The organism is Sulfitobacter sp. HGT1 (genome assembly GCF_013282155.1).
Taxonomy (GTDB): domain Bacteria; phylum Pseudomonadota; class Alphaproteobacteria; order Rhodobacterales; family Rhodobacteraceae; genus Sulfitobacter.
Genome location: NZ_BLWI01000014.1, coordinates 12,386 through 38,620 on the forward strand (window position 1 = coordinate 12,386; position 26,235 = coordinate 38,620).

The 26,235-nt window shown below is 61.1% G+C and carries 22 protein-coding genes; 17 read left to right on the forward strand and 5 right to left on the reverse strand.

Going from position 1 to position 26,235, the window contains the following annotated elements:
* Window positions 1–32: 32 nt before the first annotated feature.
* Window positions 33–1,202 carry a 4-hydroxybenzoate 3-monooxygenase gene (gene pobA, locus HGT1_RS16185; RefSeq protein ID WP_176251000.1) on the reverse strand — a complete coding sequence of 390 codons (1,170 nt, stop codon included), beginning with the start codon at window positions 1,200–1,202 and terminating at the stop codon, window positions 33–35.
* 102 nt (window positions 1,203–1,304) lie between these two features.
* Here pobA and HGT1_RS16190 point away from each other — a divergent pair, with 102 nt between their 5' ends.
* The 10 genes from HGT1_RS16190 to HGT1_RS16235 all read left to right on the forward strand — a co-directional run bounded on the left by HGT1_RS16190 (window position 1,305) and on the right by HGT1_RS16235 (window position 8,145).
* On the forward strand, window positions 1,305–2,153 hold the full coding sequence (locus HGT1_RS16190; protein WP_255200245.1) for a helix-turn-helix domain-containing protein: 849 nt from the start codon (window positions 1,305–1,307) through the stop codon (window positions 2,151–2,153).
* A gap of 176 nt (window positions 2,154–2,329) precedes the next feature.
* Window positions 2,330–3,133, forward strand: coding sequence for an urease accessory protein UreD (locus HGT1_RS16195; protein ID WP_375708114.1), 804 nt, complete (start codon window positions 2,330–2,332; stop codon window positions 3,131–3,133).
* Window position 3,134: 1 nt separating this feature from the next.
* Window positions 3,135–3,437, forward strand: a complete 303-nt coding sequence (locus HGT1_RS16200) for an urease subunit gamma (RefSeq protein WP_008227618.1) — start codon at window positions 3,135–3,137, stop codon at window positions 3,435–3,437.
* 12 nt (window positions 3,438–3,449) lie between these two features.
* Window positions 3,450–3,635, forward strand: coding sequence for a hypothetical protein (locus tag HGT1_RS16205; protein WP_176251002.1), 186 nt, complete (start codon window positions 3,450–3,452; stop codon window positions 3,633–3,635).
* On the forward strand, window positions 3,632–3,937 hold the full coding sequence (locus HGT1_RS16210) for an urease subunit beta (RefSeq protein WP_176251003.1): 306 nt from the start codon (window positions 3,632–3,634) through the stop codon (window positions 3,935–3,937). The genes HGT1_RS16205 and HGT1_RS16210 overlap by 4 nt, the downstream gene beginning before the upstream one ends.
* A 25-nt stretch (window positions 3,938–3,962) precedes the next feature.
* A complete protein-coding gene (ureC, locus tag HGT1_RS16215; RefSeq protein WP_176251004.1) occupies window positions 3,963–5,672 on the forward strand; it encodes an urease subunit alpha in 1,710 nt (569 codons plus the stop codon).
* A gap of 8 nt (window positions 5,673–5,680) precedes the next feature.
* Complete coding sequence (locus HGT1_RS16220; RefSeq protein WP_176251005.1) at window positions 5,681–6,133, forward strand: urease accessory protein UreE; 453 nt, start codon at window positions 5,681–5,683, stop codon at window positions 6,131–6,133.
* The gene (locus HGT1_RS16225) at window positions 6,133–6,768 is read left to right on the forward strand and encodes an urease accessory protein UreF (protein ID WP_176251108.1); all 636 of its coding nucleotides are present in this window, start codon (window positions 6,133–6,135) and stop codon (window positions 6,766–6,768) included. The genes HGT1_RS16220 and HGT1_RS16225 overlap by 1 nt, the downstream gene beginning before the upstream one ends.
* Entirely contained in the window at window positions 6,765–7,394 is a 630-nt protein-coding gene (ureG, locus tag HGT1_RS16230; RefSeq protein ID WP_176251006.1) for an urease accessory protein UreG, read from the forward strand. Before HGT1_RS16225 ends, ureG begins: the two co-directional genes overlap by 4 nt.
* Window positions 7,395–7,527: 133 nt before the next feature.
* The gene (locus HGT1_RS16235) at window positions 7,528–8,145 is read left to right on the forward strand and encodes a CHAP domain-containing protein (RefSeq protein ID WP_176251007.1); all 618 of its coding nucleotides are present in this window, start codon (window positions 7,528–7,530) and stop codon (window positions 8,143–8,145) included.
* Here the strand turns inward: HGT1_RS16235 and HGT1_RS16240 are convergent.
* The 4 genes from HGT1_RS16240 to HGT1_RS16255 form a co-directional block, all read right to left on the reverse strand.
* Complete coding sequence (locus HGT1_RS16240) at window positions 8,142–11,453, reverse strand: error-prone DNA polymerase (protein ID WP_176251008.1); 3,312 nt, start codon at window positions 11,451–11,453, stop codon at window positions 8,142–8,144. The genes HGT1_RS16235 and HGT1_RS16240 overlap by 4 nt on opposite strands.
* Before the next feature lie 60 nt (window positions 11,454–11,513).
* Window positions 11,514–13,058 (reverse strand): DNA polymerase Y family protein, encoded by a 1,545-nt coding sequence (locus HGT1_RS16245; RefSeq protein WP_255200246.1) that lies wholly within the window; start codon window positions 13,056–13,058, stop codon window positions 11,514–11,516.
* Window positions 12,949–13,683: an ImuA family protein gene (locus HGT1_RS16250; protein WP_176251009.1), complete on the reverse strand. Its 735-nt coding sequence runs from the start codon at window positions 13,681–13,683 to the stop codon at window positions 12,949–12,951. The genes HGT1_RS16245 and HGT1_RS16250 overlap by 110 nt, the downstream gene beginning before the upstream one ends.
* Window positions 13,684–13,830: 147 nt before the next feature.
* Complete coding sequence (locus HGT1_RS16255) at window positions 13,831–14,364, reverse strand: MarR family winged helix-turn-helix transcriptional regulator (RefSeq protein WP_176251010.1); 534 nt, start codon at window positions 14,362–14,364, stop codon at window positions 13,831–13,833.
* Between the two features lie 185 nt (window positions 14,365–14,549).
* Here HGT1_RS16255 and HGT1_RS16260 point away from each other — a divergent pair, with 185 nt between their 5' ends.
* The 7 genes from HGT1_RS16260 to HGT1_RS16290 all read left to right on the forward strand — a co-directional run bounded on the left by HGT1_RS16260 (window position 14,550) and on the right by HGT1_RS16290 (window position 26,198).
* Window positions 14,550–16,724, forward strand: coding sequence for a DEAD/DEAH box helicase (locus HGT1_RS16260; protein ID WP_176251011.1), 2,175 nt, complete (start codon window positions 14,550–14,552; stop codon window positions 16,722–16,724).
* A gap of 303 nt (window positions 16,725–17,027) precedes the next feature.
* The gene (locus HGT1_RS16265; protein WP_176251012.1) at window positions 17,028–18,419 is read left to right on the forward strand and encodes an aspartate aminotransferase family protein; all 1,392 of its coding nucleotides are present in this window, start codon (window positions 17,028–17,030) and stop codon (window positions 18,417–18,419) included.
* Window positions 18,420–18,545: 126 nt separating this feature from the next.
* Window positions 18,546–18,803 carry a glycine zipper 2TM domain-containing protein gene (locus HGT1_RS16270; RefSeq protein ID WP_176251013.1) on the forward strand — a complete coding sequence of 86 codons (258 nt, stop codon included), beginning with the start codon at window positions 18,546–18,548 and terminating at the stop codon, window positions 18,801–18,803.
* A 120-nt stretch (window positions 18,804–18,923) separates the two neighbouring features.
* Entirely contained in the window at window positions 18,924–20,387 is a 1,464-nt protein-coding gene (locus tag HGT1_RS16275; RefSeq protein WP_176251014.1) for a PLP-dependent aminotransferase family protein, read from the forward strand.
* Window positions 20,388–20,486: 99 nt separating this feature from the next.
* Window positions 20,487–22,265, forward strand: a complete 1,779-nt coding sequence (xsc, locus tag HGT1_RS16280; RefSeq protein WP_176251015.1) for a sulfoacetaldehyde acetyltransferase — start codon at window positions 20,487–20,489, stop codon at window positions 22,263–22,265.
* A 3-nt stretch (window positions 22,266–22,268) separates the two neighbouring features.
* On the forward strand, window positions 22,269–23,351 hold the full coding sequence (locus HGT1_RS16285) for an acetate/propionate family kinase (RefSeq protein WP_176251016.1): 1,083 nt from the start codon (window positions 22,269–22,271) through the stop codon (window positions 23,349–23,351).
* 15 nt (window positions 23,352–23,366) lie between these two features.
* Complete coding sequence (locus tag HGT1_RS16290) at window positions 23,367–26,198, forward strand: molybdopterin oxidoreductase family protein (protein ID WP_176251017.1); 2,832 nt, start codon at window positions 23,367–23,369, stop codon at window positions 26,196–26,198.
* The last annotated feature ends 37 nt before the right edge of the window (window positions 26,199–26,235 follow it).

The window sequence follows — 26,235 nt, forward strand, 5'->3', positions numbered from 1 at the left end:
GGGCTTTTTCATTGGTGCCGTGTGTATCCGGCTTAGAATGGCAAGCCGATGTAATTTTCGGCCAGATCGCGCCGCGCTGTTTCGCTTTGCGACAGGTGGCTTAGGGTTGCCTTGCGCATCTGCGCGGCAAAGCTGTCTTCGCCGTCGAACCGGTGCAGCATTGTCGTCATCTGCCAGCTAAAGCGCATTGCTTTCCAGATCCGCGCCAGCGCCCGATCAGCATAGGCATCGACACCGGACATGTCCTTTTTCTTGAGCGCCGCGATCAACGCGTCATGCAGATAATACACATCCGACGCGGCCAGGTTCAGCCCCTTGGCCCCCGTGGGCGGCACGATATGGGCAGAATCGCCGACCAGAAACAGATTGCCCCACCGCAGGGGTTCACTGACAAACGACCGCAGCGGCGCGATGGATTTTTCGATCGACGGACCGGTCACCAAAGCATCGGCGGTTTCCTTTGGCAGGCGCATTTTCAACGCCTCCCAGAAACGGTCATCGCTCCAGTCTTCGACTTTGTCGGTCAGCGGGGCCTGCACATAATACCGCGACAGGTTTTCATTGCGCATGGAGGCGAGCGCAAAACCATGGCGCGAATTGGCATAAATCAGTTCGTGATTGGCAGGCGGCGTGCGCGACAGAACGCCGAGCCACCCGAACGGATAAACCCGTTCGAATTCCTCGCGCTTGTCGGCAGGGATGGTTTGGCGGCTGACCCCGTGAAATCCGTCACATCCCGCGACATAGGCGCAGTCGACACGATGACGCGCGCCATTCAGGCTGTATTCGACAAAGGGCGCGTCGGTTGTAACGTCGCTAATGACCACATCTTCGACATCGTGAATGATCGTGGTGCCCATCGTATCCTGCGCGTCATACAGATCGGCGGTGACTTCGGTCTGGCCATAGACCATTACCTTTTTGCCGGTCAGTTCGTGGAAATTGATCCGCACCATCAGATCATCATCGGTCAGATAGCAGCCTTCGTGCGGCAATCCTTCGCGGTCCATGCGATGACCCACGCCTGCCTCGCGCAACAGATTGACCGTTCCATCCTCAAGCACGCCAGCACGGATGCGCGCCAAAACCCGCTCACGGCTGGTGCGCTCCAGGATCACGGTATCGACGCCGGCCCGGTTTAAAAGCTGCGACAGCAACAGGCCGGATGGCCCCCCGCCAATAATGACGACTTCGGTTTTCATAGTGCTGCCCCTTTGGATGAATTCAAACAGATGTACCCCCAGCCTTGCATTGCGTGAATGGACCAATTGCGCAATCTCTGGTACTTATCGTGCATGACGCAAATGGCCCTTATCCCTGATTATCAACTTTATGGAGAGACCGAGGCCTTTCCTGATGTGGTACATTGCGAACATATCAAAGACCGCGCCCCCGAGCATGGCTGGCACATTGCCCCGCACCGCCATGCCCAATTGGCCCAGGTGTTTTTCATTCAAACAGGCCGCGCAAAGGCCGTGGTTGACGGGCTGGATTTTGATTTATCCGATAACCAGCTCTTCTATGTCCCTGCGCAGGCCGTTCACAGTTTTGCCTTTGCCCCGAACACCCAAGGCATGGTTCAGTCCTTTCCGGTCTCCATTCTCCGCAGCATTCTACCCGCAACCGAAGATGTGGCGCGGGGTCTGTCCTTGCCGTTTGTCGCGACCCCCGATGCGACATTGCTGGCCCTGATGGCCTTGCTCGACCGATCATTGGCAGACGCTCTGCCCTATCGAACCCAGACAGCGGTCGGGCTGGCCCATGCGGTGTTGTCAAAGACAGCCGCGCTTGGCCCCGCCCCCAGTGGTCAGGAAGGGACGAAACGCGATGACAGGCTGGCGCGTCTTGACCAGTTGATTGCCGAACATCAAACCGCAGGCTGGCGCGTGCGGGACTATGCGGCGCAAATGGGCCTCAGCACCGGACACCTAAGCCGCCTGTGCCGCACAACCAACGGCATGTCGGCATCAGCCTATATCGAGGCAAGCACAATCCAGGAAGCCTGCCGCCTGCTGGCCTTTACCCAACTTACGGTGGCCGAAGTGGGTTACAGGTTGGGGTTTGCCGATCCGTCCTACTTCTCCCGACGGTTTCGGGCGCTCCAGGGGCAGACGCCCTCGGCCTATCGTCAGCGGTTTGTCAGCCAACCCTAGGCCGACCGAAACGCGCCTAAAATTTGTGCACGCGTCAAAAAAACAGCCCGATTATTGGCCGACAGGTTCTGTTTGCCATCGCCCCCACTGCGAATCCCGCTAACCATAATCTGGTTTTTAACGCCACCGCGGAGGGGCCCATCAACATCGCATCCCATACCGATCTGGCATCACAGGTGCAGACCCAGCCCCGTGCGTTGGGCACGCTGCGCGTGGTCAGCAAAACCTATGGCGCTGCCTCTGTTATTGGCGATCTGTATCAATCGGGATGCCTCAAGGCGCTGTTTCCCCGCGCGAATGCGGCAGGATTGACCGGCGTATTCCTGAACACCTCGGGCGGCATGACGGGGGGCGACCGCCTGTCGATCGACGCCGAGGCCGGTACGGGCAGCCGTCTGACATTGACCTCGCAAGCCGCCGAACGCGTCTATCTGGCCCAACCCGGCGCACCCGCACGGCTGACCACGACCCTTAACGTCGCAAAGGATGCGCGCATTGACTGGCTGCCGCAGGAAACGATCCTGTTCAACGGGTCCGCGCTGCACCGCCGGCTGGAGGTTGATCTGGCCCCCGATGCCACGTTCTTTGGGGTGGAACCGCTGGTCTTTGGCCGTGTATCGATGGGCGAGACCCTGACCAAGGGCAGCTTTGCCGACAACATCACCCTTCGCCGCGATGGTGTGCCAATCTTTGCCGATGCCGTGCGCCTGTCAGGCGATATTGCAGCGCAACTATCCGGCCCGGCCACCGCACGCGGCCAGTTCGCCATGGCCAGCGTCATCTATGCCGCCACCGATGCCGAAGCGGCGCTGAACCCCCTGCGCGCGCTGCTTCCGAAAACCGCCGGGGCCAGCCTGATCCGGCCCGGCGTGCTGTATGCGCGCGTTCTTGCCCCCGACAGTTACATCCTGCGCCAGTCCTTGGTGCCGATCATTGCCCGCCTGCAGGGCGCGGCCCCACCCAAAACATGGATGCTTTGACATGCAGCTAACCCCCCGTGAAAAAGACAAACTCCTGATCGCCATGGCAGCCGAGGTCGCCCGCAAGCGCCTGGCCCGTGGCGTGAAACTGAACCACCCCGAAGCCATCGCCCTGATCACCGACACCGTCGTCGAAGGCGCGCGTGATGGCCGCAGTGTCGCCGACATGATGCAGGCCGGTGCCCAGGTCATCACCCGCGACCAATGCATGGAAGGCATCCCCGAGATGATCCACGACGTGCAAGTCGAAGCCACATTTCCCGACGGCACCAAGCTGGTCACCGTCCACAATCCTATCCGCTAGAAAGGCCCCGATATGAAACATCTGATGATCCTGCCCGCGCTGCTTTTGGCCTCTCCTGCCCTTGCCCACCCCGGTCTGCACCTTGCACCCCACGGTGCCGAATGGATGCCGGTTTTCATGGGTCTGGCCGTGATCGGCACCGCTGCCGCCATCGCCCTGCGCGCCCGTCTCAAAGCCAAAGCGGCGGCAGGCAAATGATCCCCGGCGAAGTCTTTTGCGCCGAGGGGGACATCACCCTGAACGCAGGCCGCGACGCGATCACGCTGATGGTCGCCAACACCGGCGACCGCCCCGTACAAGTAGGCAGCCACTATCATTTCGCCGAAACCAACCCCGCATTGGATTTCGACCGCGCCGCCGCACATGGCTGCCGTCTGGACATCGCGGCAGGCACCGCCGTGCGTTTTGAGCCCGGCCAGCGCCGCGAGGTTCAACTGATCCCGCTGGCAGGTGATCGCAAGGTTTTCGGTTTCAACGCCGCAGTGATGGGCGCGCTTTAACGCGCAAAGAGGAAAGAGATCGACCATGACCACCAAACTCCCCCGCTCTGAATATGCCGCGATGTATGGGCCGACCACGGGCGACCGTCTGCGTCTGGCCGACACCGATCTGATCATCGAAGTTGAACGCGACCTGACCACCTACGGCGAAGAGGTGAAATTCGGCGGCGGCAAGGTGATCCGCGACGGGATGGGGCAGTCTCAGGTCACGCGCGCAAATGGCGCGGTCGATACCGTGATCACCAACGCGCTGATCGTGGACCATTCCGGCATCTACAAGGCCGACGTCGCCCTGAAAGACGGGCGCATCGCTGGCATCGGCAAGGCGGGCAACCCCGACACGCAGCCTAATGTCGATATCATCATCGGGCCGGGAACCGAGATTATCGCCGGCGAGGGTCGCATCCTGACCGCAGGCGGGTTCGACAGCCACATCCACTTTATCGCGCCCCAGCAGATGGAAGACGCGCTGCATTCCGGCGTGACCACCTGCTTCGGCGGCGGCACCGGCCCTGCCCACGGCACACTGGCCACCACCTGCACCCCCGGCCCCTGGCACATCGGGCGGATGTTGCAGGCCATGGACGGTGTGGTGATGAACATCGGCCTGTCCGGCAAGGGCAACGCCAGCCGACCCGGTGCCTTGATCGAAATGGTAAACGGCGGGGCCTGCTCCCTGAAACTGCACGAGGATTGGGGCACCACCCCTGCCGCGATTGATTGCTGCCTGTCGGTGGCCGATGACATGGACGTGCAGGTGATGATCCACACCGATACGTTGAACGAATCCGGCTTTGTCGAACATACGCTCGCCGCCATGAAAGGCCGCACGATCCACGCCTTTCACACCGAAGGTGCGGGCGGTGGCCACGCGCCGGACATCATCAAGATTTGCGGCGAAGAACACGTCTTGCCGTCGTCCACCAACCCGACGCGCCCCTTCACGGTAAACACTTTGGAAGAGCATCTGGACATGCTCATGGTCTGTCATCACCTTGATAAATCGATCCCCGAAGACGTCGCCTTTGCCGAAAGCCGGATCAGGCGCGAGACGATTGCCGCCGAAGATATCCTGCATGACATCGGCGCGTTTTCGATCATCGCCAGCGACAGTCAGGCGATGGGCCGTGTGGGAGAGGTGTTGATCCGCACATGGCAAACCGCAGACAAGATGCGCAAACAGCGCGGGCGTCTGCCCGAAGAAACCGGCGATAACGACAACTTCCGCGTCAAACGCTACATCGCGAAATACACGATCAACCCTGCGATCGCCCATGGGGTCAGCCGCGAAATCGGGTCCATCGAGGTTGGTAAAAAGGCCGATCTGGTGCTGTGGAACCCCGCCTTCTTTGGCGTGAAACCTGAAATGGTGCTGATGTCGGGCATGATCGTCGTGGCGCAAATGGGCGACCCGAATGCGTCGATCCCCACGCCGCAGCCCGTCTATAGCCGCCCCATGTTCGGGGCCTATGGCAGCGCGTTACAGCATTGCGCAGTGACCTTCATCTCTGAGGCCGCGCAATCAAACGGGTTGCGCGATCAGCTGGGCTTGTCCAAGCAGACCATCGCGGTCAAGAACACCCGCAATATCGGGAAATCCGACCTGATCCACAATTCTGCCACCCCCAAGGTCGAGGTGAACCCCGAAACCTACGAGGTACGCGCAGACGGTGAATTGCTGACCTGCGAACCCGCCGAAACCCTGCCCATGGCACAACGCTATTTCATGTTCTGAGGCCCGATATGACCGACCTTACCCCCGCCCACACCATCAAGCGCAGCGGCCATTGGGATGATGCCCATGACTGCTGTGTGCTGACCTATGACGAACGGTTCCTGCGCCGCAAACGCCTGCTGACCGCCCGTAACCAAGGGTTCCTTGTCGATCTGCCGCATACGGAATCGCTGAACCACGGGGATGCGTTCCAACTGGAAGACGGCAAACTGATCGAGGTCATCGCGGCCGAGGAAGCCTTGCTAGAGATCACCGGCGACGATCTGGTGCGGCTGGCGTGGCATATCGGGAACCGTCATTGCCCCTGTCAGGTCGAACCGACACGTCTGCTGATCCAGAACGACCACGTGATCCGCGACATGCTGGGCAAGCTGGGCGCGACCCTGCGCGATGTGTCGGAACCCTTCATTCCCGAAGGCGGCGCCTATGGCCACGGGCGCACCCACAGCCACGCGCATTGATGCAGACACAGGCGCTGATAACGCTGGCCCAATGGCTGTCGCCCAGTTTTCCCATTGGCGCGTTCAGCTATAGCCACGGGCTGGAAATGGCCGTGCATGATGGCACGATCCATGAGGCCACGTCCCTGCAAGCGTGGCTTGGCGGCATTATCACCCACGGCGCTGGCCGGACCGACGCGATCCTGCTTGGCGCTGGCTACCGTGGCGAAGGGGTGAAGGACGTTGATGCGCTGGCGCGTGCCTTGGCACCGTCATCAGAACGGTTGACTGAAACCGCACAACAGGGCGCTGCCTTTGTGCGGGTGGTCAATGACGTCTGGGGGCATGACCTGCCTGACCTGACATTGCCCGTGGCATTCGGTGCGGCCTGTGCGGCGCAAGGATTGCCGTTGCAAGACGCGGCCCAGATGTTCCTGCATGCTTTCGTCAGCGCGCTGGTCTCTGCCGCGATCCGGGCCGTGCCTTTGGGGCAAACCGACGGGCAACGTGTGATCACCGCCCTTGCCCCCCTGTGCCAGCAGACCGTGGAAACCGCGCTGACCCAGACCATTGACGACATCGGCAGCGCCTGTTTTCTGGCCGACATTGCCTCGATGCAACATGAAACGCTTTACTCAAGGATGTTCCAGACATGACCTCACCTCATGGCCCTTTGCGGATCGGAATCGGCGGACCTGTTGGTGCGGGTAAAACCACGCTGACGGCTGCCCTGTGTCGGGCCATGCGTGACCGCTGGTCCATTGGCGTGATCACCAACGACATCTACACCCAGGAAGACGCCGAAGCGTTGATGCGGATGCAGGTGTTGCCCCAGGACAGAATCATCGGGGTCGAAACCGGCGGCTGCCCGCACACCGCAATCCGCGAGGATGCGTCGATCAATCTGGCCGCTGTCGCACGGATGCAGGAGCGACACCCCGATCTGGACTGCATCCTGATCGAATCGGGCGGCGACAACCTGTCGGCCACATTTAGCCCCGAACTGGCCGACATCACTTTATATGTCATCGACGTGGCCGCAGGCGAGGAAATCCCCCGCAAGGGCGGCCCCGCAATCACCAAGTCGGACATCCTGATCATTAATAAAACAGACCTCGCGCCCTATGTCGGGGCGTCGTTGGATGTGATGGACCGTGACGCGAAACGTATGCGCGGCGACCGCCCGTTTGTCTTTGCCGCGATGAAATCAGACAAGGGCGTGGCCGAGGTTCTGGACCTGATCGTGAAAATCGGTGGATTACAAATGGTTCCCGCCGATTAACAATTTGTAACAAAAGCGGCGGATTTTTGCCGTTGGTTAACGGACTGCTTTGATCTTTGTCAAAAATCGACAAAAGTCGCCCGAGCTTTGCGGGGACGGTAAAGCACAGGCTAACAACCATCGGGGACAGCAAATGAGCGTGAAACACGCCTTGGCGACAAAATTCGGCATTCCATTTCTTCTGGTAGGCATGCTTTTCGCTGCTGGCTGCGCGCGCGCACCGGCCGAGCTTCAGACCATTTCCTCGGCTGGGATTAACCCCGATCTTCACGCCATGGCGATTCAGGAAGTACGCGCCTTGCAATCCAAAGGGGCCCGCGTCTGGTGTGTGCCCTTTGCGCGCAACGCCAGTGGCGTGAACATCCGCGGCAATGCGAACACCTGGTGGAACCAGGCGAACGGGCAATACGCCCGCGGCAAGAAACCAGCTGTTGGCGCGGTCATGGCGTTCAAAGGAACACGTCGAAATCCTATGGGCCATGTTGCTGTGGTATCCGAAGTGGTTTCCCCCCGCGAGGTTCTGGTCGACCACGCCAATTGGAAGCGCAACAAGATCTCCCTGCGGATGAGCGTGATCGACGTGTCTGCGGGCAACGATTGGTCCGATGTCCGTTTGGAAAGCCAGTCCGACTCTTACGGCAGCGTTTACCCGATCAATGGCTTCATCTACCCCGAAAACACGTTTCATCCCAAAGCTGACAACGCGCCCAAGCCTGTCTTTGCTTTCATGGGTGCGCCTGCAAAATCCTAATGAAAATCACGTGACTTTGGTATCACCCGCACATCGCGCGGGTGTTGCCTGGGGGCGACCTGTCCGGGGATCGGATGGGTCGGGTGATCGCCGCGCACGGTTGTCTGCGGCACGCGTTCGGCGCTAAGCCGGTCCAGCCGGTCAGTGCGGTTCTCCAGCCGGTCGGCCACCACATGGATCACCCGCCCGTCCGTCTGCATCCGCCCATGCACCACCAGCAGCCGCGCCGACATGATGACGGGGCGGTAATGTTCGAACAGCTTGGGCCAGATCACCAGATTGGCCACACCTGTTTCGTCCTCTAGCGTAATAAAGCACACGCCCTTGGCGCTGCCCGGTTTTTGCCGCACCAGCACCAGCCCGGCCAGCGATACTTTTCGCCCGTGGTTCAGACTTGGCAAATCCCCTGCGGCAATGAACCCCTGCTTGCGCAAACTCCTGCGAAAAAAGCTGATCGGATGCGCCTTAAGCGACAGGCGCAGCGTCTGGTAATCGGCCACCACCTGTTCGGCTTGCGGCATCGCGGGCAAGAGCACGGGCGGTTCCGCCCCTTCATCGCGGGCATCGGCATGGGTGAAAATCGGCAGATCGGGCGCGTCTTTCAACGCCTGCGCCTGCCACAGCGCCTGACGCCGGTCGATCCCCATGTTGCGCATCGCGTCTGCCTCGGCCAGCTTGCGGATCTGGCCACGATCCAGCCGCGCACGGTTTTTCAGGTCGGCCACATCGACATAGGGCCGGTCGCGGGCATCCATGATCCGCGCCGCCGCGTCTTCACGCATCCCGTCGACCTGCCGCATCCCCAAGCGCAGTGCAAAGCCATCAGCAGACGGTTCCAGCGTGCAGTTCCAGTCGGAATAATCCACATCAACGCCGCGCACCTCGACCCCGTGTTCACGGGCATCGCGCACGATCTGCGCGGGCGCATAGAACCCCATCGGCTGGCTGTTCAGCAGCGCACAGGCAAAGGCCGCCGGATAATGGCACTTCATCCAGCTCGACACATAGACCAGCTTGGCAAAGCTGGCCGCGTGGCTTTCGGGAAAGCCGTATTCACCGAACCCCTTGATCTGGTCAAAACAGCGCTGCGCGAATTCGGGGTCATAGCCACGCTCGGTCATCCGCCCGACCATTTTGGTTTGCAGCGTTTCAATCGTGCCGCGCGACCGGAAGGTTGCCATCGCCTTGCGCAATTCGTTCGCTTCCTTGGGCGAGAATTTCGCAGCATCAATCGCGATCTTCATCGCCTGTTCCTGAAAGATCGGCACCCCCAGCGTCCGCCCCAGAATCTTCAGCAACTCGTCCTGCGGATGCTCAGGCCCCGGTGCCGGATAGCTGACACCTTCCTGCCGTTGGCGGCGGCGCAAAAACGGATGCACCATATCGCCCTGAATGGGGCCGGGGCGCACGATCGCCACCTCGATCACCAGATCATAGAACACACGCGGGCGCAGCTTGGGCAGCATCGCCATCTGCGCCCGGCTTTCCACCTGAAACACCCCCAGACTGTCCCCCGCGCACAGCATGTCATAGGTCGCATCATCATCCGGCGGGACGGTCGCCAGTTCCTTGTCATCGTTGTAATGCGCCCGCATCAGGTCAAAGCATTTGGCAATGCAGGTCAGCATCCCAAGTGCCAGAATATCGACCTTGAAAATCCCAAGCGCGTCGATGTCATCCTTGTCCCATTCGATGAAACTGCGGTCGGGCATGGCCCCGTTGCCGATGGGCACCATTTCGGTCAGGGGGCGTTCGGTCAGGATGAACCCGCCCACATGCTGGCTCAGGTGGCGCGGCATGCCGGTCATTTCCCGCGCCAACATCAATACGCGGCGCAGGTACGGGTCCGACAGGTCCATCCCTGCTTCCTTGACGCGATCATCCCCCACCGATGCCTCGAAACTGCCCCAGACGGTGCTGGCCAGCTTGCTGGTCACATCCTCGGACAGCCCCATCGCCTTGCCCACCTCGCGGATGGCGGAACGGGGGCGGTAATGAATCACCGTCGCACAAAGCCCCGCCCGCGTGCGACCGTATTTGGCGTACATGTACTGGATCACTTCCTCGCGGCGCTCATGTTCGAAATCAACGTCAATATCGGGCGGCTCGTCGCGCTCCTCGCTTAAGAACCGTTCGAACAGCACGTCATGTTCGGCAGGGTCCACCGCCGTGATGCCAAGACAGAAACAAACGGTGGAATTGGCGGCAGATCCGCGCCCCTGACACAGGATCGGCGGCTGCGCATCCTGGCGGGCAAAGCGCACGATGTCGTTGATGGTCAGGAAATACCGCGCGATCTTCTTGGACCGGATCAGCGCGAATTCCTTTTCGATGATTGCCTTGATCCGGTCGGGCACGCCTTGCGGGTAACGCACGGCGGCCCCCTCCCAGGTCAGGCGCTCCAACTCCTCCTGGGCGGTGCGTCCCTCTGGCACGATCTCGTGCGGGTATTCATATTTCAGATCATCCAGACTGAAGGTACAGGCATCCGCCAGCCTGCGCGTTGCCGCAACCGCATGGGGCCAGGCGGCGAACAAACGGCACATCTCGGACGGCGGTTTCAGATAGCGTTCGGCATTCGTTTGCAGCAGAAACCCCGCCGTATTGATCGTGCGCCCCTCGCGGATGCAGGTCATGACGTCCTGCAAGGGGCGGCGGCTGGCGGCGTGATACAACACGTCATTGGTGGCCAGTATTCCCAGCCCGTGCGCCTTTGCGATGCGATCCAACTGGTTGATCCGCGCCACATCATCACCACGGTACAGATACGCCGCCCCCACATGCCGCAGCCCCGGCAAGACCCGCAGCAAGCGCGGCAATCCGGCCTCGAACACCTGCAACCCCTCGGGTGGCATCACGATCAGCTCAAGGCCCTCGGCATGATCCGCGACCATCTCAAGCGTCAGATGGGTGGTGCCCTTTTCCTGCCAGCCGCCATCGACATCGGCCATCTTGCCCTTGGACAGCAACGTAGACAGCCGCGCATAGGCATCCCGGTCACGGGGATAGGCCAGCAGATCGGTGCCACACATCAGCACCAACCTTGCACCAATGATGGGCCGTATCTTGGCTTTCGCCGCCTCGGAATACACCCGAACCACACCGGCCAAGGTATTGCGGTCCGCAATCCCCATCGCGTCATAGCCCAGCAGATTGGCAGTCGCCGTCAGATCAACCGCATCCGACGCGGCGCGCAGGAACGAGAAACAACTGGCCACCCCCAGCTCCACATAGGGGCTGGGCGGATGCCATTGAAACGGGTCTTCAGCCTCGATCGTGCGGCGTGGCAGGGCGTCATTCTGCGGCATCGCCTTGTCCCTTTATGGGAGAGCGGGAGGGATGTGGCCGCAGGTGCAGGTCTGCGGTCCTCATGCGAAAACACCGTGCAGAAACCACAGCGGGTCGCCGCCACGCCCGTCGCCCAACACACCCTGCCGGTAAATCCAGAACCGCCGCCCGTCCTGTACCTCGACCTTGTAATAATCGCGCAGCCGCGTGCCGGGCTTGTCGCGCCACCATTCCGGCGCGATCCTTTCCGGCCCCTCGAACCGCGCCATGTGATAGGCCACGCGCCGCCATTGAAACCGCGCGGGCGGGCCTTCGGGCACGGCATAAAGCACGGTGACTTCCTCGGCCGGGTCCAGCAGACGCAAGGGGCGTTCCCGGGTCATCTCGGGGGCCACCGCAGCGCTATGGGCAATCGCGGGCACGCGGGTTTCGACCCGTTCGGGCAGATGGCTTTGCACCCATGCGGACCATGTGATTTTCTCGGGGCCCAACCGCGCCGTCAGCCGGTCCAATAAAGCCGCCACATCGCGCCCCGCATCGCGGCTGCCGTCCAGATGGTCCTGATGCAACGACAGCGGTTCAACCCGCAGCGCCTCGAGCGTCAGCAGATCGAACCCGAAACCGGGGTCGATGCCATCCAGCTTGCCGGTCAGCAGCCGCAGCAGATGCGCCGGATCGCGCGTCGCTACGGCGGTTCTTACATCGCGGCTGCGCCATTCGCCGTCGACGCGGTAGATCGTCAGCCGCAACACCCGTGCGCCCTGTTCCCCCTTGGCCAGATCGGCACATAGCGCATCAGCCAGCGCGGGCAGTTGCGGTACCGGATCAATCACCGGCTCGGGCAGGCGCACGCGGGCCAGCCAGACCTGCGCATCCGGCGGCGCGTTCAGCGGATCGGCAGCGCGGCCCGTGGCGCGGTCCAGCAACACCAGCGGATTGCGATCTTCGGCCAGCCCCGAAAACCGCCGCATCAGCGCCACGCGCGGTACATCCGCCAGCGCGCCGATGGTTTTCAACCCCAGACGCGTCAGCAGCCGCAGCATGTCATCGCTTAACCGCAACGCCGCCACAGGCAACGGGGCAAGCTGCGCCATCATCGTATCCTTGTCACACACCACAGACGCAGGCCCATGGCGCGCCAGCATTTGCGCGGCCCCGCGCGTGGGGGCCATGGCCAGCCGTACGCTGAGCCCCTGCATCTTGAAACGTGTGGCCATGTCGCGCAGCATCGCGGCTTCGCCCCCGAACAGATGCGCGGCCCCTGTGACATCCATGACGATGCCATCCTGACCATCGCGTACCGTCCACGGGCACCAGCGCCGCGCCCAATGGGCCAACCGTTCCAGCAGCTTGTAATCGCCCGCCGCATCCGCCCGTTCCACATGCAAGTCGGGATAGATCGCCTGCACATCGACCACACGTGCGCCCCCCGCGATGCCCAGCGCGCGCGCCGTTGCGTTCATCGCGTGAATGACAGGACCATGGGCCCCTTCGCGCACCAGCACCACGGGCACATCATCCGCCGGTGGCGTGCGATGCTGGGTGATGATCCGCCGCCAGCGTTCCATCGCCAGGTCCGGGAAATAGACCGAGACGATCCGCGGGTCGCCCTGCTGCCCTGTCATAGCTTGCCATCCAGACACCGGGCGCGCGGCCACGGGCGCGGAACAAATCCGCCTCCCATATCGGCATGCCGGGGGCTTGGGCATTGTACCGGTTGCCGCCCGAAGGCCGCGACCGCAGCCGCCAGCGTTCGCGCGCCGCACTGAGCGCGCCGTGATCGCCGGACCGGATCAACCACAAAGGCACCCCCGAACTTTCCGCCCGTAGCGCCAGCCGTTTGGTGGCGGTGAAACTCAGCACCTCGGGCGCGCCGTGAATTTCGCCCACCACCGCAGACAGGCCCGCGCAACTCGCCCCTTCCTCCATCGCCCACAGAACATCGCGGGGATGGCTGACCTCGACCCGCAGGATGTTGCCGTTGAAGCCAAAGTGCCGCAACGCAGCCCCGTAAAGCCGCCCGTTTTCGCGCCGCGACATGCGGTCTTGAATCCACATCACCGGGTCCTTGCTGTCGGGCAGACACGCCAGCACAAACCCCGTCGCCGCCGCATCGAAGGGCGCGTCGGGCAGCGCGTCGCGCAGGATGGCACCGCCCATAGGTGGGGCCATATGCCGGTCCGGTACGTCCTTCGTCAGGCGCTTGCCAGACAGGGAAATCACTGGGGTAAATTGGGAATCGGGTTTCATGCATCCCTCCATATGTTCACTTTTTGTTCTACATGAAAAGGGCAGGTTTGACGAGGCTGATTTCAACCCTGCCGGTCAATTTCAGCTAAGCCCAAGCAATCCTTTTATATTCTGAACTTCGCAGGCCAAAAGGTGGCGGCAGCACTATCACAGATGTGAAGGCCAACGCGTCTCCTTGAAAAAGATATCACGCCTTTGGGCAAAAGCGGCTAGGGCAAGCAAATCATTCAGCTGGTCCACTTCGGCAACGGACAAAGGCGCAAGCACGCTTTCATTCCGGTGCAAAACCTCTTGCAGGATGCGTTCGTTCACCATGTGGCCCTTGGGCGTTACACTGATTATCGTCGCACGGGCATCTTGGACATCAGGTTCAGATTTAATCAGCGCTTTGCCAATCAGCACCTTTATCAGACGGCTGAGCTGGCTTTTATCCATCACCAGCAATTCGGCCATATCCCCCGCCCGCATCGAATCATGGGCATGCGCCACAGCCAAAAGCCACCATTCATTCAGGCCGAGGTCGAACATCCGTTCCATCCAATGTTGACCTGCACATGTGTTGATTGCTGTCAGGCGGGCAATGCGAAAAGTCACGACATCCACAACCGACGACACCTCCGGGTGCTTGGTCAACCGGGGTATAATGAAGCCTGCATCGCGATGATCATCGCTTAATGCCATCTTTCCGCCTTTGGATGGCAGATACCACAAAAGCGGCCTCCGGTCCGGAATTCACAGGTTTTGACAAAGTCATGTACATTCGGGACGCAAACGATTAGGGACGGGCGCAACACTCGGCTGGCGTGCGCGCCACTGCCGTGCCGCGCGCATTTAAGCCGCCCTTTTTAATCAGTCAGGACTTACCGTTGATCCAAACCATCGCAGACGCGCTTGCCAAACAAGGCTATGAAACGCTCACACCCGTACAACAGGCGGTCACAGATCCGGCCCTTGCCGACGCTGACCTCTTGGTATCCGCACAAACCGGATCAGGCAAGACCGTTGGCTTTGGTCTGGCGATCGCGCCAACCTTGCTCGGCGGCTCCGAGAAATTCGGCCATGCCGGTGCCCCCCTTGCGCTGATCATTGCCCCCACCCGGGAACTGGCCATGCAGGTCAGCCGCGAATTGACCTGGCTTTATGGCCCGGCCGGCGCTGTCGTCACCACCTGTGTGGGCGGCATGGACACGCGCACCGAACGGCGCGCACTGGACCGCGGCGCGCATGTTGTTGTCGCAACACCGGGCCGCTTGTGCGACCACATCAAGCGCAACAACATCAACCTGTCGGACATCCGCGCCGTGGTGCTGGACGAAGCCGACGAAATGCTGGACCTCGGATTCCGGGACGAGCTTGAATTCATCCTTTCGGAAGCCCCCGAAGAACGCCGCACGTTGCTGTTCTCTGCGACAGTTCCTGCCGCGATTGCCAAGCTGGCGAAATCCTATCAGCGCAACGCACAGCGCGTCGAAACCATCGGCGAGGCCAAGCAGCACACCGATATCGAATACCGCGCCCTGACCGTGCACCCGCGCGACACGGAAAACGCAATCATCAACGTGCTGCGTTTCTACGAGGCGAAAAACGCCATCGTATTCTGCAACACCCGCGCCGCTGTGGCGCGCCTGACCACACGCTTTACCAACCGTGGTTTTTCGGTCGTGGCGCTGTCGGGCGAGCTGTCGCAATCCGAACGTACCAACGCGCTGCAAGCGTTGCGTGACGGCCGCGCCCGCGTCTGTATCGCGACGGATGTTGCGGCACGCGGTATCGATTTGCCCAACCTCGAACTGGTGATCCACGCCGATCTGCCGTCGAACTCCGACACGCTGCTGCACCGCTCCGGCCGCACGGGCCGCGCGGGGCGCAAAGGTGTGTCCGCCCTGATCGTGCCTGCAAAACTGCGCAGCAAAGCCAACCGCCTGATCGGTGGTGCCAAGCTGAAAGTCGAATGGGCCAACCCGCCCTCGGCCGAAGAGGTCAACGCCGAAGATGAAAAGCGTTTGCTGGCTGATTCCGCATGGTCCGATCCGATCCCTGAAGATGCGGTGGGTTTCGTCGCCAATCTGGTGGAACAGTTCAGCGCCGAACAACTGGCGACAGCTTTTGTGAACCTCTACCGTGCGCGTCAATCCGCACCGGAACAGCTGGCCGAACCCGGGACACCTGCCGATGAAAAGCCGCGTGGCGATTTTGGCCCGTCTGTGTGGTTCTCGATCTCTGTCGGGCGCAACCAGGACGCAGAACCACGCACCATCCTGCCGATGATCTGCCGCATGGGCGATCTGACCAAGGATGACGTGGGCGCGATCCGTGTGCAGCCCAGCCATACCTTTGTCGAAATCCTGGCCACCTCCGAGGCCAAGTTCGTCAATGCGCTTGGCCCCGATATGAAAGTCGAAGACGGTGCAATCGTCACCAAGCTGGACAAGGCACCTGACCTGTCGCGTGGTCCCAAGCCCGGCGGCCGCGGCCCCAAGCCTGATCGTGGCCCCAAGCCCGACCGCGGCCCCCGCCCCGAACGTGCGCCGCGCCCGGCCTATGACCCCGATGCCCCAAGCGCACCGTACAAACCCCGCGCCGAAACCGCAGAAGCGCCTGTCGCCTACAGCGAAAAACCGCGCGGCCCAAAGCCACAGGGCGAAAAGCCACGCGGTGACAAACCCAAGTTCGAAAAACCCCGCGCCCCCAAAGGTGAACGGCCGCCAAAGTCTCACAAGACAGAACGCACCCCGATGAAAGCCGGCGCAGCGCCCAAGCCAAAGTCGAACCCGAAACCAGACGCCTTTGAAAAGCCCGCAGGCAAGCCAAAGGCCAAAGCGGTCTGGAAGAAAGAGAAATCCGACGCGCCACGCGGTGATGCAAAGCCAGCGGCAGACAAGCCGTTCAATGCGCGCGCAGCTGATCCGTCCAAGCGTTTCGTGCCCCCGAACAAGCTGGGTCAGGCTGGCGGCAAACCAAAGGGCGGCAAGCCTGCTGGCAGACCAAAAGGCGGCGAAGGTGCACCCAAACGTGCAAAAAGCAGCTTCCGCCCCAAATAAGCGATATCAAAGCACGCGGTTCACGCCGCGTGCTTTGCACATCCAGCCTTCAGCAACACACGACAGCAACAGACAACGCCCGAAAAGCCGCCCGGAATTTTCAAAAATTCCGGCCCGTTTTCTTTGAAAGAAAACGCCATCAAGCCGCTGATGTTTTCTAAACCGTCGCGGCTCCCTGTCATTTGGACCTAAAGATAGGTGCCGACTGGCCCTACTGTACCCTTCCCATTTGCGCTGATGTCATATCAAACTAGGCTGTATAATCACGCCTATACCCATCCTCATATTCGAAAGGTCAGCCCCATGGACGGCACATTCAACGAGAACGACATCTCCCGTGTGGTCGAGGCCGACCGCGCCCATATCTGGCACCACCTGAGCCAGCATAAACCCTACGAGACAACCGACCCCCGCATCATCGTCGAAGGCAAGGGCATGCGCGTCTGGGATCAAAAGGGCAAAGAGCATCTGGATGCCGTGTCCGGTGGCGTCTGGACCGTCAACGTCGGCTATGGCCGCGAAAGCATCGCCAATGCCGTGCGCGACCAGTTGATCAAGCTGAACTATTTCGCAGGCTCTGCCGGGTCGATCCCGGGGTCGATCTTTGCTGAAAAGCTGATCGAAAAAATGCCGGGGATGAGCCGGGTGTACTATTGCAACTCTGGCTCCGAGGCGAACGAGAAGGGCTTCAAGATGGTCCGCCAGATCGCTCACAAGCGCTATGGCGGCAAAAAGCACAAAATCCTGTACCGTGATCGCGATTATCACGGCACGACCATCGCCTGCCTGTCCGCTGGCGGTCAGGATGAACGCAATGCGCAATACGGCCCTTTCACCGACGGGTTCGTGCGCGTGCCCCATTGCCTCGAGTATCGCAAATTCGAACAGGACGGTGCGCCCGATGAAAATTACGGCGTTTGGGCGGCAGACCAGATCGAAAAGATCATCCTTGCCGAAGGCCCCGATACCGTTGGCGGGCTGTGCCTTGAACCCGTGACCGCAGGCGGCGGCGTGATTACGCCCCCCGATGGCTATTGGGAGCGCGTGCAGGAAATCTGCCGCAAGTATGACATCCTGCTGCACATCGACGAAGTCGTCTGCGGCGTGGGGCGCACCGGCGAATGGTTCGGCTATCAGCATTACGGCATCAAGCCCGACATGGTGACGATGGCCAAAGGTGTTGCCTCGGGCTATGCCGCCATCGCCTGCCTTGTGACCACCGAAGAGGTGTTCAACATGTTCAAGGACGATGCCAGCGATCCGATGAACTACTTCCGCGATATTTCGACCTTTGGCGGCTGTACTGCCGGCCCAACGGCGGGCATCGAAAACATGGCGATCATCGAGCGTGAAAACCTGCTGCAGAACACCACGAACATGGGCCACTATATGCTTGAGCAGCTCGAAGAGCTGTCGGACAAATATTCGGTCATCGGTCAGGTGCGCGGCAAAGGTTTGTTCCTTGGGGCAGAACTGGTTCAGGACCGCAGCACACGCGAGCCGGTCGTTGAAAAGATGGTGCAGGCCGTGGTGGCCGATTGCATGGCCCAAGGGGTCATTATCGGTGCCACCAACCGTTCCTTGCCGGGCAAGAACAATACGCTGTGCTTCAGCCCTGCCCTGATCGCCATGAAAGACGATATCGATGAAATCATCGCAGCGGTCGATGGCGCGATGGGACGTGTGTTCGGGTAACGCAGGGAGGCAATCAAACGCCGCCCCCGACAATCCACATGGCTATTTGTTGCCGACCGCTGAAATTAGGCTGGAACTTTATTCGACACGCTGCGTTTATCCAGTGAACGTAAACCGGAGAATACCATGAAAAAGTTTTTGATGATCCTGCCACTGCTTGGCGCAGTTGCAGCCTGTGACACACAAAACCAGTCCGCCTTGACTGGTGCAGCCGCGGGAGCCGCTTTGGGTGCCGTCGTTTCCAACGACAGTGACCGCACAAAAGGTGCCGTTCTTGGCGGCCTGGCTGGTGCAGCTGCCGGTGCCTACATCGGTCGCGGCGCGAACGGTCAGTGCGTTTACCAGAACTCTGCTGGCCAGCGCTACACGGCTGCTTGCCCATAAGCGCTGCTGCTTAAAGCACAGACAAACAATCAGGCCTCGGCATTTGCCGGGGCCTTTTTTGTGGGGCTGACGGATAATGCCAGATTGCACCGCAGCTAAGTCCAGCCTAGGCTCGATGCCATGGCGCTTCCTGTTGAAACATTTTTTTTGCACCCCGACGCACAGGGCACACTGCAACAGCAGATCCAGCAGATGATTGCCCAAGGCATCTTGACCGGACGCTTTGGCACAGGCGAGAAATTACCCTCCACGCGGAAACTGGCAGCGCATCTGGGGATCAGCCGGATCACGGTGACCATCGCCTATACCGAGCTGTTGGCGAATGACTACCTGACCTCCAGGGGGCGATCCGGCTATTATGTTTCGGAAAACGCGCCCGCCCCGCCGCAATTTACCCCCGCTGAAAACACCCCCGATGCCGTCGATTGGACACGCGCCATCGGGCAGCGGTTTAGCGGCGGCGTGACCCCGATCAAACCACAGGACTGGGCCAGCTATCGGTATCCGTTCATCTACGGGCAGGCGGACCCGACATTATTCGATCATGCCAACTGGCGGCTTTGTGCGCTTCAGGCCTTGGGGCAGCGCGACTTTACGGCGTTGACGACAGATTACTATGATCAGGACGATCCCAAGCTGATTGAATTCATCGCCCGCCATTCCCTGCCACGGCGGGGGATATCGGCCCGACCCGAACAGATATTGATCACGCTGGGGGCGCAGAATGCTTTGTGGCTTACCGCGCAGGTTCTGCTGACCCAACGCCGCCGCGCCGCACTTGAGGACCCCTGCTATCCCGCACTTCGGGATATCTTGACCCAATCGCGCTGCCACATGTCGCCCGTGCAGGTGGATCAAGAAGGGCTGATACCCGATGCCATTCCCGACGATACCGATGTGATATTTACCACCCCCAGCCACCAATGCCCCACCACCGCGACCATGCCCATGGCACGGCGTCGGGCTTTGCTGGACCGCGCCCGCGCTTTGGATGCGCTGATCGTCGAGGATGATTACGAATTCGAGATGTCGTTCCTGAAATCCCCCTCACCCTCGCTCAAATCGCTCGATCAGGACGGGCGCGTGATCTATGTCGGCAGCTTTTCGAAATCGCTGTTTCCCGGTCTGCGCCTTGGCTATCTGGTCGGCTCCGAACCGTTCATCCGCGAGGCGCGCGCCCTGCGTGCATCCGTCTTGCGGCATCCGCCGGGGCATATCCAGCGCACGGCTGCCTATTTCCTGTCGCTGGGTCACTACGACGCGCTGGTCCGCCGGATGAGCAACGCTCTGCATAAACGCCGCACGGTGATGGAGGACGCGATCAAGGCAAACGGGCTGCAAATCGCAGGGCGCGGTGCCTATGGCGGGTCGTCTTTCTGGATGCGCGCGCCGGATCACATCCGCACCGATGACCTGGCCATGCGCTTGCGCGCGAAATCCGTGCTGATTGAACCCGGTGCGCCATTTTTCAACGGCGACGCGCCACCGCAAAATTATTACCGACTTGCCTATTCGTCGATCCCGGCCGCGCAAATTGCTGCCGGTATTGCCCATGTGGCCCAGGCAATCGGTGGCCGTGGCTAAACTGGCCTTATCCAGCCGCTGCTGCTGGCCCTAACCCGTATGCGCTCCACCGCCTACTGTGCCTGTAAATCAAAATCACCTCCAAGGATGCCCCCCGACATGAAGATGACCACCGAAGAAGCCTTTGTGAAAACCCTTCAGATGCACGGCATCGACAACGCGTTCGGGATTATCGGGTCGGCGATGATGCCGATCTCTGACATTTTCCCTGACGCGGGCATCACATTCTGGGATTGCGCCCACGAAGGCAGCGCCGGCATGATGGCAGACGGTTTCACCCGCGCGACCGGCAAGATGTCGATGATGATCGCGCAGAACGGTCCCGGCATCACCAACTTTGTCACGGCTGTGAAAACCGCCTATTGGAACCACACGCCCTGCCTGTTGGTCACACCCCAAGCCGCGAACAAGACCATCGGCCAAGGCGGCTTCCAAGAGATGGAGCAGATGAACCTGTTCGCCGATTGCGTCGCCTATCAGGAAGAAGTCCGCGACCCGTCGCGCATCGCCGAAACCCTGAACCGTGTCATCATGCAGGCCAAACGCGCCTCGGCCCCCGCGCAGATCAACGTGCCGCGCGATTTCTGGACCCAAGTGATCGACATCGACCTGCCCGAAATCGTGGCGTTCGAGCGTCCCTCGGGCGGTGAAGTGGCCATCACCAAGGCGGCAGAGTTGCTGTCGAATGCCAAGTTTCCGGTGATCCTGAACGGTGCCGGCGTGGTGCTGGCGCAAGGCGGGATCGAGGCAAGCAAGCTGCTGGCCGAACGCCTGTCGGCACCCGTGTGTGTCGGCTATCAGCACAACGACGCCTTCCCCGGCGGGCATCCGCTGTTTGCGGGGCCGTTGGGCTATAACGGGTCAAAGGCGGGGATGGAGCTGATTGCGAAAGCCGATGTCGTTCTGGCCCTTGGCACGCGGTTGAACCCGTTTTCGACCCTGCCCGGCTATGGCATTGACTACTGGCCCAAGGACGCCAAGATCATTCAGGTCGATATCAACCCCGACCGCATCGGCCTGACCAAAAAGGTGACCGTTGGCATCGTCGGTGACGCCACCAAAGTTGCCACCGCGCTGCTGGCCAATCTGTCGGAATCCGCTGGCGATGAGGGGCGCGAGGACCGCAAAGCCACCATAGGTGCCACCAAGTCGAAATGGGCGCAACAACTGTCCGGCATGGACCACGAAGACGACGATCCAGGCACAACCTGGAACGAACGCGCGCGCGCGGACAAACCCGACTGGATGAGCCCCCGCATGGCGTGGCGTGCGATCCAATCCGCGCTGCCTGCCAATGCGATCATATCGTCCGACATCGGCAACAACTGCGCCATCGGCAACGCCTATCCATCGTTTGACGAGGGCCGCAAATATCTGGCCCCCGGTCTGTTCGGCCCCTGTGGCTATGGCCTGCCCGCCATTGTCGGGGCCAAGATCGGTTGCCGTGATGTCCCTGTTGTGGGGTTTGCCGGCGATGGTGCCTTTGGCATTTCGGTCAATGAACTGACGGCGATTGGCCGCGGCGAATGGCCCGCCGTGACCCAGGTCGTGTTCCGCAACTACCAATGGGGTGCTGAAAAGCGCAATTCGACCCTGTGGTTCGATGACAACTTTGTCGGGACCGAGCTGGACGAACAGGTGTCCTATGCTGGCATCGCGCAGTCGTGCGGTTTGCAGGGCGTCGTGGCGCGGACAATGGACGAACTGACCGCCGCGCTGAACAAGGCCATCGACGACCAGATGAACCACGGCAAAACCACCCTGATCGAGGCGATGATCAATCAGGAACTGGGCGAACCCTTCCGCCGTGACGCGATGAAGAAACCCGTATCGGTCGCGGGCATCAGCAAAGACGACATGCGCGCCCAGACGGTCTAGGGCATGGCGGGCACCCATATCCTTGTGATCAATGCAGGGTCGTCTTCGATCAAGACGGCCTTGTTTGACGGTGATCTGGCCGAAGTCCTTCGGATCGAGGCGACAGGCATTGGCGGTATCGGTGCGGTCAAGACGGGCGCGGCCTCAGAACCTGCCGATCTGCCCGATAATGCCGCAGCGTTGGCCGCCATCTTTGACGCGCTGTCACGGCAGGGCATTACCCTGACCTCACTACGCGCTGTGGCGCACCGCGTTGTGCATGGCGGCACCGCGCTAACCGCCCCGCACCGCATCACACCCGCCATTCGCCAAGCCATCGTCGATTGCATCCCGCTTGCCCCGTTGCATAACCCGCATCATCTGGCAGCGATTGACGCGGTTTCAGCGCTTGCCCCCGACCTGCCGCAATGCGCCAGTTTCGACACGGCGTTTCACGCCACGATTCCCGACCTCGCCCGCCGCTATGCCCTGCCGGACCGCCCCGATCTTGCCGGGCTGCAACGCTACGGGTTTCACGGCACCAGCTACGCCGCCCTTGTGCGCAACCTGCCCCAGCAAAGCGGCACCCTGCCCAAACGCTTGCTGGCGTTTCACCTTGGCAACGGCGCGTCTGCCTGTGCGATCCTTGACGGCCAAAGCGTGGCCACCACGATGGGCTATTCGCCGCTATCGGGCCTGACCATGGGCACACGGGTAGGAGAGATCGACGCAGGTGCCGTGCTGCGCCTTGTCCGCCAACTCGGGCTGGATCAGACTGAAACCCTGCTGAACCATCACTCCGGTCTTCTGGGGCTATCCGGCATCAGTTCAGACATGCGGACACTTGAAAACAGCGACACCCCCAAGGCCCGCTTTGCCATCGACCATTTCTGCTATTGGGCCGCCCGTCAGGCGGGGTCGTTGATCGCGGCCATGGGCGGGCTGGATGCTGTGGCCTTTACGGGCGGCATTGGCGAAAACTCTGCCCTGATCAGGACTGCTGTTCTTGACAAGCTGTCATGGATGGGAAAGTTTCCCAGCTATACCGTTGCTGCGCAGGAAGAAATTCAGATCGCCGGCGAAGCCAACGCCCTGCTGACCACCTGAGAAAAGAGAGCAAGGATGACGCATAAGCAACCCGTTCTTGACCTTAGCCCGCCCGTATCCGACGAGATCCGAAAAACCACCTGCTATATGTGCGCCTGCCGCTGCGGCATTAATGTCCATATGAAGGCCAACGGCGACGGCGACATGAAGGTCGCCTATATCGAAGGCAACCGCGACCATCCCATCAACAAAGGCGTCCTATGCGCCAAGGGCAGCGCCGGCATCATGCAGCACAATGCCCCCGCGCGGCTGCGCAAGCCGCTCAAACGTGTGGGCGAACGCGGGTCAGGCGAATTCGAGGAAATCGAGTGGGACGAGGCATTGCAAATCGCGACCGATTGGCTGGCCCCCATTCGTGCCGAAGCCCCTGAAAAGCTGGCGTTCTTCACGGGCCGCGATCAATCGCAAAGCTTCACATCCTACTGGGCGCAAAACTTTGGCACGCCGAATTACGCGGCGCATGGCGGGTTCTGTTCGGTCAACATGGCGGCGGCAGGCATCTATACGATGGGCGGCGCGTTCTGGGAATTCGGCCAACCCGACTGGGACCACACCAAACTTTTCATGCTGTTCGGCGTGGCCGAGGATCACGACAGCAACCCTATCAAGATGGGCATCGGCAAGATCAAGGCACGCGGCGCGCGGGTCATTGGCGTCAACCCGATCCGCACCGGCTATAACGCCGTGGCGGATGATTGGGTCGGCATCACACCGGGCACCGACGGGCTGTTCATTCTGTCGATGATCCACTGCCTGATGAAGGCCGGGCGCATAGACCTTGATTACCTCGCACGGTTCACCGATGCGCCGGTGCTGGTAAACGGCGACCCTGCATCGCCCGACTTTGGCCTGTTCCTGCGCGATGCAAACGGCAACCAACAGGTGATCTGCCGCAAGACCGGCACGTTGACCGCCTTTGACCAACCCGGCGTGCGGCCTGATCTATCCGCCACCCATGTTGTCGGCGACATCACCCACCGCCCAGTCTTTCACCACATGGCCGAAAAATATCTGACCGAAGATTACACCCCCGAAGCTGTCGCCGACCGCTGCGGTATCCCTGCGAAACGCATCCGCGCCATCGCCGCAGAAATTGCCCGTGTCGCCTTTGACGAAGCGTTCGAGCTGGACCACGAATGGACCGACTTCCGGGGCGACGTTCACAAGACCATGACCGGCCGGCCGGTGTCATTCCACGCCATGCGCGGGATTTCCGCCCATGCCAACGGGTTCCAGACCTGCCGCGCGCTGCATACACTCCAGATCATCCTTGGCACGGTCGAGGTGCCCGGCGGCTTTCGCTTCAAACCGCCCTATCCCAAACCCGCAACCGCGCACCCCAAACCCCATTGCGGCGTGACGCCCGGCAAACCGCTGGACGGCCCGCATCTAGGGTTCGTCCAAGGCCCCGCCGATCTGGCGCTGAAACCCGACGGAAGCCCCGCCCGCATCGACAAGGCCTTCACCTGGGAAAACCCGATGAGCGCCCATGGCCTGATGCATATGGTGATCTCGAACGCCCATGCGGGGGATCCCTACAAAATCGACACGCTGTTCCTGTATATGGCGAATATGTCGTGGAATTCGTCGATGAACACCGGCGGCGTGATGCAGATGCTGACCGACAAGGACGCAAGCGGCGATTACGTAATCCCGCATGTCATCTACTCGGATGCCTATAGCTCGGAAATGGTCGCCTTTGCCGATCTGATCCTGCCCGACACAACCTATCTGGAACGCCACGATTGCATCAGCCTGCTGGACCGCCCGATTTCCGAGGCCGGTGCCGCCGCCGACGCGATCCGCTGGCCCGTGGTGGAACCCGACCGCGATGTGCGCGGGTTTCAATCGGTACTCTGCGATCTGGGCGCGCGGCTTGGCCTGCCCGGTTTTGTCGATGACACAGGTGGCCAGAAATACGCTGACTACGCCGACTATATCGTGAACCACGAACGCCGCCCCGGCATCGGCCCGCTGGCGGGGTTTCGCGGCGCGGATGGCACCGATACCGGACACGGTGCGCCAAACCCCGATCAACTCGACCGCTATATCAAGAACGGCGGCTTCTTCACCCATCACATCCCGGATGGCGCGCAATATTACAAACCCTGGAACACCGCCTATCAGGATTGGGCGGTGCAAACCGGCCTGTTCGACGCCCCGCAACCCTATCTGTTTTCGCTCTATGCCGAACCGCTACGCCGCTTCCAGCTCGCAGCCGAAGGGCACGGCGACCGCCAGCCCCCCGACCACCTGCGCGCACGCATCAAACACACCATGTCACCCCTGCCGATCTGGTATGAAACCGACCAACAGGGCAACGATGGCTTTACCATCACCGCGCTGACCCAACGCCCCATGGCAATGTACCACAGCTGGGGCAGCCAGAACGCGTGGCTGCGCCAACTCCACGGCCACAACCCGCTTTATGTCCCCACCAAACTGATGCGCGAACACGGCCTGTCCGATGGGGACTGGGCGCGCGTCACCTCCCCCCACGGCGAAATCACCGTGCCGGTCCTCGAAATGGCGGCGCTGAACGACAACACCGTCTGGACATGGAACGCCATCGGCAAACGCAAAGGGGCCTGGGCGCTCGGTGATACCGCCCCCGAAGCCACCAAAGGGTTCCTTCTCAACCACCTGATCCATGAACTGCTCCCGCCCAAAGGGGACGGGCTGCGCTGGTCCAACTCCGATCCAATCACCGGCCAGGCGGCCTGGTTCGACCTCAAAGTCAAAATCGAAAAAGCCCCCGCCCAGTCAGAATCCAAACCCGCCACCCCGAAACAAAAATCGCCGGTCCCGGCCGCCGCCCGAAACCTCGCCTGGAAAACCACCGACTAACCCTCGGTTCTCTGGCTCGAAAATATCCCGGGGGTAT